The following is a 12,658-nucleotide window of genomic DNA, read 5'->3' on the forward strand; positions in this document are numbered from 1 at the left end:
GATCCTTTTTATAAGTTTGACGTTGCCAGTTCTTTTATCCGCTTCACAATGGCTAGCAGGCCGTTTCCTCGCGACGGACTTAGATGCTGCATCAGACCAAGCTCGTCGAAGACGGCGTCAAAATCCATGGCTAGTATCTCCGCGCTCGATTTTCCATTACTCAGACTCAAAATGATATTCAACAAACCACGAATTACCCTTGCGTCGCTATCGGCCTCGAAGGTGAGCATGTCGTTATCCTGGTTAGCAATTTTTAACCAGGCATTGCTTTCACATCCTGAGATTAAATGCTGTTCGGTGCGTTCGGCTTTATCCATGCGTGGTAATGCCTTACCCAATAACATGATTTCCCGATGTTTCGCATCCCAGCCAGTTGCCTGGCTAAAACGATGACGAATATCTTGCCAGTGTTGACCGCTAACTGACACTGAATGTTCCGATTGGATTGCGGTCACATTAGCTGCGGTCTGACTCGGCTGTTGTTCTGAGGCGATAAATTCAACGATACATTGCACGACACGATCAATTTCAGCAAACGTATTGTAAGGCGCCAACGATACCCGAACCGAACCAGGAAGCTGCAATGCCTGCATCAGTGGCATGGCACAATGGTGGCCGCTGCGTACCGCAATACCACGACTGTCCAGATACGATGCCAGGTCCTGATGATGCCCGGTTTGCAACGTGAAACTAAAGATAGGTAAATCAGGACACCCAACTACCAACCATTGCAGGCCCGCGATTTGATCAAGCTTTTGGTAGGCATATGCAATCAGGGCTTGCTCATAACGCAAGCTTTGTTGGCAAAGGTCACTGGTTAAAAAATCGATGCACTCTGCCATGGCAATCACTGCGGTCAGGTTTGGTGTGCCAGCTTCAAATTTATGAGGAGTCTGGTTAAATTCGGTGTGCTCAAAGCTGACCGTTTTAATCATTTCACCTCCAAATTGATAGGGTGGCATAGAGTCGAGTAATGAGCGGCGACCATACAAAACCCCAAGGCCCGCCGGGCCAAACATTTTATGAGCAGAAAAGGTGATAAAGTCTACGTCTAAATCCTGCACGTCAATTTTAAAATGAGCCGCAGTTTGCGCAGCGTCGAGCACGGTTATCGCTCCAGCTTGCTTGGCTTTGTTGAGCAATGGTTTGATGTCATTAATTTTCCCAAGGACATTGGACGCGTGATTTATACACAAAAACCGACAGTTATCACCGATTAACGGCAATGATTTGTCGACATCAATACGCCCTTGTTGGTCAATCGGAAGAATGACTAATCTGGCGCCACAGCGCTCTGCCAACTGCTGCCAGGGAACGATATTGGCGTGATGCTCAGCGACTGACAACAGGATTTCATCTCCTTCAGCGAGCAATTGCTGGCCAATGGTCGTCGCAAGTAGATTTATCGACTCTGTGGTCCCTTTAGTCCAGATAATTTGGTCTGCATGCGGCGCGTTAATGTATTGTGCCACTTTAGCCCGTGCCTGTTCGTACAAGGTCGTGGCCTTAGCACTTAAATAATGAGCACCACGATGGACATTGGCATTGGTGTTCTGCAATTGCCGGGAAATGGCTTCAATCACTGCCTGGGGCTTCTGCGTTGTAGCGGCGTTATCGCAATAAATCAGAGGCTGGTTGTTAACCAGACGCTGTAATATAGGAAATTGTTGTCGAAACTCGGTTACCGAAAATTCAGTCATAAGTGCTCAGGCAGACCCTACCGGATAAAAAAATTATACCAACACTGAACGATCTAAGGTTGGCAATCAGACTTGCTATTATACTTAAACCCAATCGATTTTCTGTGCCGCAAACCAGGAATATTTGTAGATTTTTCAGCAAAATCTTCGATCCCCGACTATAACTATTAGTGTAAATCAGCTAGAGATATAACAATGACGATTTTTTCCTGGTTCAGTCACAACAAAACCATGCAAATCAATGAGTCAGACAAAACTAGCACAGGGAACCGGTTATCGAAAGATAGCCAAAAGCCACTAAACAAACGTGGTAGCTCCATGTGGCCAGTCGCCAAAGTCACTTTGGTTGGTTCTGTCTCACTACCAAAACGCAGTGCCTCAAGTGATACTGTGACAGCGGTTAACCCTGCCTCTAAAACCATTGATGACGAATTGGTCAACGAAAAGTATGTCGTAAATGACTAATCGAGTATCCCTGGAGATTATCGTGCAGCATGTTCGATAAACTTTTGCATGGCAAAACGGTTGCGGTTCAGTCGGTGTATACGCTGATATACCTCGGATAATGCCAGACTGTTGTAACGCATCAACCCCCAGCGATAAGTGGGCTTGTAGCCTTGTGAATAATGATTGTCACAGGTTTGCGCTGCAAATAACCCCACTTCTCCCTGGTAATCTGAGGGAGTACCCAGCACTCTCACCCCGTCAACAACCTGGGTCACTGGTGTACTGTCTTTAATTAACGCTGACCAGGGGATCGTATCAAATAATTGTTCTCTGGCCTGTTGCTCAGATTCAAATTGTTGATTCTTCCCGGCACTGACGACAATATTTTTCGCTATCGCAGCAAACTTATCAACCTGGCAAACCTGATGCTCGCCAGGTAGCGAGTATTCGTCGATAAACCCAACCAAATGCATTAATTCATGTTTAAATACCTGAATGTCATCCTGAACATCAAGATAGAGAATGCCGTTATTCACATTCGCCCTGCCATTTTCAGCTATTATCCCCACATAATCCGCAGTAGAGCGAAGATACGTATCGGCCAGAGAATCGACATCACACTCTAGTCGTAGGTCACTATCGTCGCTGCATCCTAACACCGATTTTGGAACATATCTGGGAGAATAAAAACAAAACTCCCTGGCAAAGAACGGCTCATTGTTAAGTAATTCCTGTAAGCGGGAAATACGATTTAACTGATTTAGGGAACTGGCATAAAATTGCACCGAGGTAGGACAGGATCGGGTTGCTGCTAATGCCCCAGCGCGCAGCTTTTGTTGTTGCCAATAATCGGTTATTGAAAATTTTTCTACTTCAGCCAGCATTAAATGGGTTGGGGCTGTTTCACTCAGGTGGTTTATGGCTTCAAGCACGTCACTCCCCTGCTCCAGCTCTAAGGCAATCTGCAACTTTAGTGACCAGTAACTTTCTGGTGCATTGGCGATTGACTCGATTAAACGATGCGCCTTATCTAGTTGATTGCTATCAATCAAACGTCGCACCTGGATCTCATAGGCCTGAGGGTTACCCAGGGTTATCGCTTTTTTTAGCCACAGGTTTGCTTGTCTTGGCTGTGAACTGGAGAAAAACTGATATAGCATCAGCGCCACATCACCATCATCTTCACCTAACTTTCTACCCAGGTGTAACCATTGTCGACTGCCTGGCTGCAAGCGATAAAATGTGGCTTTTTGTGCGAGCGGGTGTTCTAGCCGCCACCCCAGTTCTTGTAAGGCAGGGTTGTGAGGAAATTTGCGCAACGCCAGATCCAATGCCGTGCTAAACCAAATCGGCATGCTAGCGATAAATAGGAACACAACGACGAGGATTCGTGCTGGTTTGCTGAAGTTTTTAGCGATTGGCGTTTTCACAAGGGACGACTCAACTCAATATCGCCCTTTAATTTAAACCCTGCCGACACGGTCGGCAAGGTCTTGAGCGAATCAGTTGCCTTTATTGCTCATCCGACGGCGAGTCTTCAACTTCACTTTCACTGATGGGCTGGGCGAACTTACTAGTTAATATATCAAGCTCAAGCTTCGCGTACCGGTGTTCAATAAACTCATAGACATTTGTGCTTAACGCCAATTTAAAATAATTTGCCGAGTTATTTGGAAGATCGTTGATCAGGTTATATTTTCCAAGATAAAAATAGCCCTCACAAAGGCGATCGGTAAGCTCTTTATTGCTCGTTACGCCTAGCGTCAGTTCATCAATAAATTCACCCTCAGTCATTTCACCAAGGAATAATCGAAGAATATTATTGGCCCAGCTGTTATGCGGCAAACTGTCGTAGTTGTCCTGTAAATGTTGCTGTGCTGCTTGTGGGTCGATTTCATATTCGACAAGATACAACCAGGCCATACGGTAGGGATCATACTGCTCCTGCAGTTGAAACTTCTCTATGTCCTTAACCGCCATCTCAGGACGACCGCCATAATACAAGGCAATGCCACGATTCAGATAAGCGTATTGGTGGTCAGGCTCAAGCTCAATAGCCGAATCGAACGCTTCATACGCAAGATTGAATTCCTGGCGCTGAGTATGGTGAATACCCATAAAATTGTATGCATCAACGAGATCCGGACGAATTCGCAATGCACGCTGAAAGTCGAAACTTGCCAGGGAACGCAAACCAACACTGTCGAAAATAACCCCTCGGTCATAAAACAGTTTAGCCCGTTGTTCTTCTGTCACCTCAACCCGTTGCAGAATCTCGGAAAGACGTGCCAAAGCAAGTTCACTTTGCGGGTTTATGGCCATCGGCTCAGCGATAACTAAATTGGAAATTCCAGACGCAGACCCAGAGGTTGTTGAGCAGCCCTGAGCCAATCCGATTAACAGTAAAGGCAGGATAATAAAGGTGCGGTGAAAATTAAGATTCAAAATATATCTAACCTGAATGTTTAACATATTCATTACATTATAAATAAAAGGGAGCTAAACAGCTCCCTTTTTCTTACAAATAAATTAATGCACAGTCGCGTACTGGATTATTCTTCGGATGCCGGAGCTTCTTCAGACTTCTCAACCGCTTCTTTCATGCTCAGACGAACACGACCCTGGCGGTCTACTTCCAATACCTTAACTGTCACTTCCTGACCTTCGCTCAGGAAGTCTGTCACGTTATTCACACGCTCTTCAGCGATTTGTGAAATGTGTACCAGACCATCTTTACCCGGAAGAACATTAACGAATGCACCAAAGTCTACGATACGCACAACTTTACCTGTGTAAGTTGCACCCACTTCGATTTCTGCCGTAAGTGCAGTAATACGGGCAATTGCATCTTCCGCCTGCTTACCGTCGGTAGCGGCAATCTTAACCGTACCATCATCTTCGATTTCGATCGTAGTGCCGGTCTCTTCGGTTAATTGACGGATAGTTGCACCGCCTTTACCGATAACGTCACGAATCTTGTCGGCACTAATCTTCATGGTGTGAATACGTGGTGCGAATTCAGAGATATCTTCACGGTGTGAATTGATCGCTTCGTCCATTACGCTAAGGATATGGATACGTGCACCTTTCGCCTGGTTAAGGGCCGTCTGCATGATTTCTTTAGTGATACCTTCAATCTTGATATCCATCTGCAGGGCAGTGATACCATTCGATGTACCAGCAACTTTAAAGTCCATGTCACCCAAGTGATCTTCATCACCTAAGATGTCAGAAAGAACAACGTGGTTGTCACCTTCTTTAACAAGACCCATGGCGATACCAGCAACAGAATCTTTAATCGGTACACCAGCGTCCATAAGTGCCAGAGACGTACCACATACAGAAGCCATTGAAGACGAACCGTTTGATTCCGTGATTTCAGATACCACACGAACCGCATATGGGAATTCTTCGATTGTTGGCATAACCGCCATGATACCGCGCTTAGCCAAACGACCGTGACCGATTTCACGACGCTTTGGAGAGCCGATGAAACCTGTCTCACCAACACAGTATGGAGGAAAGTTGTAATGCAACATGAAGTTGTCAGTCTTCTCACCAAGGATGGTTTCAACACGCTGTGCGTCACGCTGCGTACCTAACGTCGCAGTAACCAGTGCCTGAGTTTCACCACGGGTGAATACTGCCGAACCGTGAGTACGAGGAAGTACTCCAGTCATAACGTCAAGCGCACGAATCATTTCCGGATCACGACCATCGATACGAGGAGCGCCTGAAGTGATACGCTCACGAACGATCTTCTTCTCTAAGTCGTGGATAAGATCTTTCGCTTCGCCTTCGTCTAGTTCTTCACCTTCACCAAGGGCAGCCGTTAATTGCTCGATAACCTTAGTCTTGATTTCGCCGATCGCTTCATAGCGCTTGGCTTTTTCGGTAATTTGGTAAGCTTCAGTGATATCAGCCGTCGCTAACTCAGCGATTTTCGCAACCAGTGCTTCGTTCTTCGCAGGTGCTTCCCATTCCCATGCTGGAGTATTCACTTCTGCAGCGAATTCACGGATAGCGTTGATAGCGATTTGTGATTGCTCGTGACCGTAAACAACGGCACCTAGCATGACTTCTTCAGAAAGTACTTCAGCTTCAGATTCAACCATAAGTACGGCAGAATCAGTACCAGCAACTACCAGGTCAAGCTTACTTTCCTGTAGCTCTTTCTGAAGAGGGTTTAATACGTATTTATCATTGATATAACCAACACGCGCCGCACCGATAGGACCACTGAACGGAATACCTGAGATAGCAAGAGCCGCAGAAGTACCTAACATTGAAATAATGTCTGGGGCAATTTCTGGGTTAGCGGATACAACCGTGATAATCACCTGAACTTCGTTTGTGAAACCTTCAGGGAATAATGGGCGAATTGGGCGATCGATTAATCGTGCAGTCAATGTTTCTTCTTCAGAAGGACGACCTTCACGCTTGAAGAAACCGCCTGGGATTTTACCCGCGGCGTAAGTTTTTTCCTGATAGTTAACTGTCAGAGGGAAAAAGTCCTGGCCTGGAACCGCTTCTTTTTTACCTACAACACTAACAAGAACGCTCGTATCATCCATGCTTGCCATAACAGCTGCAGTTGCCTGACGAGCAATAACTCCGGTTTCCAGAGTTACTTTATGCTGTCCGAATTCAAATGTTTTAGTAATCGGAGTCACTTTCTTTTCCTTATCTTTTAATACCATCTGGTATTAGGTATGTATTTTCATATATTAATTCGAGGGTAATTATACGCACTTCAACTATTAAAGCCAGCAAAAGAAAATGAAGGTTTTACGTCGATTTGTTGACGCTCTTGAGCGTTTTCAACACCAGTGCGGGATAATCATGAAAATGGGGGCAAAGCTTAAACTCTGACCCCAGTATTCTATGCGCTTAAATGCTTGTTAAAAAAGTCCAGGGTGCGCTGCCAGGACAGCTCTGCCGCCTTTTCATCATAGCGAGATGTGGAATCGTTATGGAAACCATGATTGGCCGCTTTGTACATGTGCATGCTGTAATCCACGCCAAAGCTGGTTAAATCTTCTTCATACTCCGGCCAGCTCGCATTGACCCGGGTATCGAGTTCCGCTAACTGAATCAGCAATGGAGCCTTGATATTTTTCCGCAATTCTCTAACGGCTGGAGTGCCGTAATATGGAACACCGGCATTTAGTGTTTCACCCATCGTTGCGGCGAGCATGTTGACGATATAGCCCCCAAAACAAAACCCGACCGCACCTAACTTGCCATTGCTCATCTCATGGTGCTTTAAAAAGTTTGCAGCGGCGATAAAGTCCTGCTCGATTTTAACCCGGTCCATCGAGCGTTGCATGCCACGGCCTTCATCATCATTGCCCGGATAACCGCCAAGGGGATACAGTGCATCGGGTGCCAGGGCAATAAACCCGGCTTTTGCCAGACGTCTCGCCACATCTTTGATATAGGGATTTAAACCACGATTTTCATGAATAACTAACACCACGGGTGCCTTGCCTTCCAGCTCGGTGGGTGTCACTAAATAGCCGCGCCCTTCCCCATGTCCTTTCGGCGATGAAAATGTTTGGTAGCTGGCTTTGATATCTGGATCATTAAACGATACCTGCTCGGCTTTGGCATAGTTTGGTAATAAAGCACTGGTCAGCACATTCATGGTTAAACCGGCGATTGCAAGGCCGGATAAGCGCCGCATAAAGGTACGCCGGTCGATCAGGCCATGGGCATATTCATCGTACCAATCAAAGGCTTCCTGAGGGATTTTGTGTTGAACGCCGTTTACCGCATTATCATTATTGTTTTGCATCGTGCCAGCCATAAATTTAAAAATCTGATGTAAAACATAATATTGCATTCAAAAGAAATCAAGGGGGTCAGTGTTGTTGAAATTTCAACAACTCTGACCCCCTTGATTTTGGGTATAAAAAAAGGCCGCGAATGCGACCTTTTTCGACAAGTTCAAAGAACTTGATATTAACGACGTAAACCTAAACGCTTGATTAGGTCGCTGTAGCGAGCTACGTCTTTACCTTTAAGGTAGTCAAGAAGCTTACGACGCTGGCTAACCATGCGAAGTAGACCACGACGAGAGTGGTGATCGTGGATGTGCTCTTTAAAGTGACCTTGAAGGTGATTAATTTGTGTAGTTAATAAAGCAACTTGTACTTCAGGTGAACCAGTATCACCTTCAGATTGTGCATATTCTTTAACGATTTCAGCTTTTTGTTGTGCCGTTAGCGACATAATAAACTCCAAATAAACTAAGTCAGACCGATCACTAATTCAGACTGACCGACAAAAGAGGCGGTATTCTAACAAGATCTACCGCCAGTGCAAGTATTTTATACCGTTCGGTATCAAAGACCGGTTATTCAGTATCCGTTTGATGCTCAACCACTAAACGTTTAGGGGCAAGCAAGCCATCATCATTCAACTGACCTACGCCGATAAACTTACTTTCCGGTTCGATAACAATACGCATCAAACCTTGCTCGGTAAGTCCTGGAACCATTACCGGATTACCATGGCGCAGATATACGGCAAGCTCTTCATCAACATGTGCTACCGGCAAATCAGCCACCGCTGTATCCATAGGCAAAAGCAATGGCTCAAGATATTTCGCCGGACTTTCTCCCTGCCCTTTGGCCTGCTCCAACAACTGCTCAAGCTGCTCCAGAGTCACCATTTTATCGCGGGGATATTGACCAACAGAAACACGACGCAGCATGCTCACATGGGCACCGCAACCGAGACGCTCACCTAAATCATCGACGATGGTACGAATATAGGTACCTTTGGACACATGAATTTCCATATCCACTTCATCGCCTTCAAAACGCAGGACATCGAGACGAAATACCGTGATATCGCGAGCTTCACGCTCAACCTCAATACCTTCCCGGGCATATTTATACAAAGGCTGCCCTTTATATTTCAATGCCGAATACATCGACGGTACCTGCTTTGTGGTACCGCGAAAAAAATCCAGCGCTTCGGCTAGTTGTGCCTCACTGACATCGACTGGCTTTTCCGATACCACCTCACCATCTGCATCAGATGTTGTCGTACGAATGCCCAGTTTTGCGGTGACGATATAAGTCTTGTCCGTATCCAGTAAAAACTGGGAAAATTTGGTCGCTTCGCCAAAACAGATTGGCAACATACCGGTAGCCAATGGATCTAGTGCACCGGTATGACCGGCTTTATTTGCAAAATAGATACGTTTTGCAGCCTGCAGTGCATGGTTGGATGACATTTCATAAGGTTTGTCGAGTAACAACACACCATCGACCTGACGACCTTTTCTCCGTCTTGCCATCGCAATTAATCCTGTTTGTCTGATGCTTGTTCATCATCGTTCTGATCATTATCACCAGCACGACGTTTATCTTCGGAAACGGCCTTATCCACAAGGCTGCTCATCCGCACACCTTCAACCAGGGATTTGTCATATTCAAATCTCAGATTCGGCATAATACGCGCTCGCAGGCGCTTAGCCAATAACGAACGGACGTAGCCGGAAGCGTCTTCCAGCACTTTCATCGCTGCTGTAATTTTTTCCGGATCATCGTCAAAGAAAGTCACAAACACTTTGGCGTAGGCCAGATCGCGCGTTACTTCCACTGCCGAAACGGTCATCATCGACAACCGAGGATCTTTAATTTCCCGTTGCAATATCATCGCAACTTCTTTTTGAATTTGTTGGGCTACCCGATCAGTACGGGCATATTCTCTTGCCATGAGAATCTCCATTACTTTTCCGCTTTAACGCCGAAACGCTTTTTGCGGAGAATGACATATAAAAAATGGGAGCTAAGTAAGCCCCCATCTTATTTTGTTTAGTTTACGGTGGGACCTGAATTACAGCGTACGCTGAACTTCAACCGTCTCAAACACTTCGATTTGGTCACCCACTTTAACGTCATTATAGTTCTTAACACCGATACCACATTCGGTATCTTTACGAACTTCCTGTACGTCATCTTTAAAGCGACGCAGTGATTCCAGCTCACCTTCATAGATTACCACGTTGTCACGTAGAACGCGGATTGGAGCGCTACGCTTGACGATACCTTCGGTAACCATACAACCGGCAATCGCACCGATCTTCGGCGATTTAAAGACATCACGTACGTCCGCAATACCAATGATTTCCTGCTTGAATTCAGGCGCTAACAAACCACTCATGGCTTGCTTAACTTCATCGATAAGCTGATAGATAACACTGTAATAACGTAAGTCCAGGTTCTCTGCTTCAATCACTTTACGGGCTGAAGCATCAGCACGTACGTTAAAGCCAACCACGATGGCGTTAGACGCTGCGGCAAGTGACGCATCAGTTTCGGTAATACCACCTACACCAGAACCAACGATTTTCACTTTTACTTCATCGGTAGAAAGCTTCACGAGTGAATCTGAGATAGCTTCCAGTGAACCTTGAACGTCTGATTTCAGTACCACGTTTACTTCGGAGATATCGCCTTCGGCCATATCGGTAAACATGTTTTCAAGCTTAGCTTTTTGTTGACGGGCCAGTTTCACATCACGGAATTTACCCTGACGGTAAAGGGCCACTTCACGAGCCTTACGCTCATCCTTAACAACAGTCGCCTCGTCACCAGATTGTGGTACACCGCTAAGACCTAAGATCTCAACCGGAATTGACGGACCAGCTTCAGTGATTGCTTGACCCAGTTCATCACGCATCGCACGCACACGACCATACTCCAGACCGCACAGTACGATATCGCCTTGCTTCAATGTACCTTCCTGAACCAGTACCGTTGCAACCGGACCACGACCTTTATCAAGTTTTGACTCGATTACAACACCGTTAGCCATCTTATCGACAACAGCAGTTAGCTCCAGAACTTCAGACTGTAGCAATACCGCGTCAAGCAGTTCGTCAACACCCAAACCAGACTTAGCTGATACGTGAACAAACTGTACGTCGCCACCCCAGTCTTCCGGGATAACATCGTGTTGTGACAATTCATTCTTAACACGATCCGGATCGGCGGTTTCTTTATCCATTTTGTTAACGGCGATGATAATCGGTACTTCAGCAGCACGGGCATGCTGAATCGCTTCAATTGTCTGTGGCATTACACCATCATCGGCAGCTACAACAATGATTACGATATCGGTTGCTTTCGCACCACGAGAACGCATTGAGGTAAACGCGGCGTGACCTGGAGTATCCAGGAAAGTGATCATACCGTGACCCGTTTCTACGTGATAAGCACCAATATGCTGGGTAATACCACCGGCCTCGCCTGCAGCAACTTTAGCTTCACGGATGTAATCAAGCAGTGATGTTTTACCATGGTCAACGTGACCCATGATGGTAACAACCGGTGCACGGGTGACAGCATCACCTTCACCATCGCGATCTTCCAGTACGGCTTCTTCCAGCGCATTCTCTTTAACCAGAACCGCCTTATGACCCATTTCTTCAACCACTAATTGTGCCGTTTCCTGGTCAATGACCTGGTTAATGGTCGCCATGGCGCCCATTTTGAACATGACTTTAACCACTTCAGCACCTTTGATTGCCATTTTATCGGCAAGTTCAGCGACGGAGATGGTTTCGCCAATACGGATTTCACGCTCAACCGCTTTCGCAGGTTTCTGGAAACCATGCTGTAAAGACGTCGGCGCACTTAATGTACCCTTGCGACCTCTGCCTTTAGCACCTTTTTTAACAGGTGTCTCTTTCGCGCCTTTTTTCTTACGACGGCGACGACCACCTTCTTCTTCGGCATCGGCACTGTCTTCAGCTTCCTGAGCATATCGAGAAGACGTTACATGAACCACTTCCTGTTCGCGACGCTTGCGTTCCGCTTCCTGTTCTTTCCAGCGAGCTTCATTTTCTTCCGCTAATTTCGCGGCCGCTTCTGCTGCTTTTTTCGCTTCTTCTTCGGCCTTCGCTTTCGCTTCCGCTTCCTGAGCTAAACGAATTCGTTTCTCTTCTTCGTTTTCTTGTTTTTCAACAACTGGCTCTTTCGCTTTCGCTTCGGCAGCGGCTTTGGCACGGGCTTTCGCTTCGGCATCGGCTTTAGCTTTGGCTTCCGCTTTCGCTTTTGCCTCTGCTTCCGCTTTTGCCCTGGCTTCCGCCTCAGCTTTGGCTTGCGCTTCCGCTTCTGCTTGCGCCTTAGCTTCTGCCTCGGCTTTCGCTTTCGCTTCCGCTTCAGCCTGAGCTTTTAGCTCTAAATCGCTGGCTTTTACATAGGTGCGCTTCTTACGAACTTCAACCTGAACCTGTTTCGCCTTGCTACCGCTACCGGTTGTGATCGTTGACTTGGTTTTACGATTTAACGTCATTCGTGACGGTTTGCCACCGGACGTATCACCGTGTTGCTTTTTCAAGTGCTCTAACAGGGTTTCTTTTTCCTGTTCGGTCACGCTGTCGCTGGCGGATTTTGTAATTCCAGCGTCGGCTAACTGTTGCAGCAATTTTGCTTCTTCAGTGCCAATATCTTTAGCAAGTTGAGTTACGGTTACATCTGTCATCTAATCTT

General features: G+C 46.4%; 10 protein-coding genes. 1 reads left to right on the forward strand and 9 read right to left on the reverse strand.

What is annotated here, in order from left to right:
• Positions 1 to 8: 8 nt before the first annotated feature.
• Complete coding sequence (locus E8M12_RS12165) at positions 9 to 1,700, reverse strand: SufS family cysteine desulfurase (protein WP_136736419.1); 1,692 nt, start codon at positions 1,698 to 1,700, stop codon at positions 9 to 11.
• A gap of 195 nt (positions 1,701 to 1,895) precedes the next feature.
• Between E8M12_RS12165 and E8M12_RS12170 the strand changes: the two genes are divergently transcribed.
• Complete coding sequence (locus tag E8M12_RS12170) at positions 1,896 to 2,165, forward strand: hypothetical protein (RefSeq protein ID WP_136736420.1); 270 nt, start codon at positions 1,896 to 1,898, stop codon at positions 2,163 to 2,165.
• A gap of 17 nt (positions 2,166 to 2,182) precedes the next feature.
• On the opposite strand, the gene E8M12_RS12175 is transcribed toward E8M12_RS12170, so the two are convergent.
• The 8 genes from E8M12_RS12175 to infB all read right to left on the reverse strand — a co-directional run bounded on the left by E8M12_RS12175 (position 2,183) and on the right by infB (position 12,650).
• A complete protein-coding gene (locus tag E8M12_RS12175) occupies positions 2,183 to 3,577 on the reverse strand; it encodes a hypothetical protein (RefSeq protein ID WP_136736421.1) in 1,395 nt (464 codons plus the stop codon).
• An 82-nt stretch (positions 3,578 to 3,659) separates the two neighbouring features.
• Entirely contained in the window at positions 3,660 to 4,592 is a 933-nt protein-coding gene (gene nlpI / locus E8M12_RS12180) for a lipoprotein NlpI (protein ID WP_246034127.1), read from the reverse strand.
• Between the two features lie 107 nt (positions 4,593 to 4,699).
• The gene (gene pnp, locus E8M12_RS12185) at positions 4,700 to 6,820 is read right to left on the reverse strand and encodes a polyribonucleotide nucleotidyltransferase (protein WP_211245037.1); all 2,121 of its coding nucleotides are present in this window, start codon (positions 6,818 to 6,820) and stop codon (positions 4,700 to 4,702) included.
• A 209-nt stretch (positions 6,821 to 7,029) separates the two neighbouring features.
• The gene (locus E8M12_RS12190; RefSeq protein WP_136736424.1) at positions 7,030 to 7,944 is read right to left on the reverse strand and encodes a dienelactone hydrolase family protein; all 915 of its coding nucleotides are present in this window, start codon (positions 7,942 to 7,944) and stop codon (positions 7,030 to 7,032) included.
• Between the two features lie 167 nt (positions 7,945 to 8,111).
• A complete protein-coding gene (gene rpsO / locus E8M12_RS12195) occupies positions 8,112 to 8,381 on the reverse strand; it encodes a 30S ribosomal protein S15 (protein ID WP_136736425.1) in 270 nt (89 codons plus the stop codon).
• A 124-nt stretch (positions 8,382 to 8,505) separates the two neighbouring features.
• Positions 8,506 to 9,456, reverse strand: coding sequence for a tRNA pseudouridine(55) synthase TruB (truB, locus tag E8M12_RS12200; RefSeq protein WP_136736426.1), 951 nt, complete (start codon positions 9,454 to 9,456; stop codon positions 8,506 to 8,508).
• A gap of 5 nt (positions 9,457 to 9,461) precedes the next feature.
• The gene (gene rbfA, locus E8M12_RS12205; RefSeq protein WP_136736427.1) at positions 9,462 to 9,878 is read right to left on the reverse strand and encodes a 30S ribosome-binding factor RbfA; all 417 of its coding nucleotides are present in this window, start codon (positions 9,876 to 9,878) and stop codon (positions 9,462 to 9,464) included.
• Between the two features lie 120 nt (positions 9,879 to 9,998).
• Positions 9,999 to 12,650, reverse strand: a complete 2,652-nt coding sequence (gene infB, locus E8M12_RS12210) for a translation initiation factor IF-2 (protein ID WP_136736428.1) — start codon at positions 12,648 to 12,650, stop codon at positions 9,999 to 10,001.
• Positions 12,651 to 12,658 lie beyond the last annotated feature (8 nt).

The organism is Thalassotalea mangrovi (assembly GCF_005116735.1).
Classification (GTDB): Bacteria; Pseudomonadota; Gammaproteobacteria; order Enterobacterales; family Alteromonadaceae; genus Thalassotalea_A; species Thalassotalea_A mangrovi.

Excerpts from the sequence above, each read along its gene's own strand:
- truB (WP_136736426.1), bottom strand. The coding sequence starts at position 9,456 with ATGGCAAGACGGAGAAAAGGTCGTCAGGTCGATGGTGTGTTGTTACTC.
- rpsO (WP_136736425.1), bottom strand. The coding sequence starts at position 8,381 with ATGTCGCTAACGGCACAACAAAAAGCTGAAATCGTTAAAGAATATGCA.
- infB (WP_136736428.1), bottom strand. The coding sequence starts at position 12,650 with ATGACAGATGTAACCGTAACTCAACTTGCTAAAGATATTGGCACTGAA.
- E8M12_RS12165 (WP_136736419.1), bottom strand. The coding sequence starts at position 1,700 with ATGACTGAATTTTCGGTAACCGAGTTTCGACAACAATTTCCTATATTA.
- E8M12_RS12190 (WP_136736424.1), bottom strand. The coding sequence starts at position 7,944 with ATGCAAAACAATAATGATAATGCGGTAAACGGCGTTCAACACAAAATC.
- rbfA (WP_136736427.1), bottom strand. The coding sequence starts at position 9,878 with ATGGCAAGAGAATATGCCCGTACTGATCGGGTAGCCCAACAAATTCAA.
- E8M12_RS12170 (WP_136736420.1), top strand. The coding sequence starts at position 1,896 with ATGACGATTTTTTCCTGGTTCAGTCACAACAAAACCATGCAAATCAAT.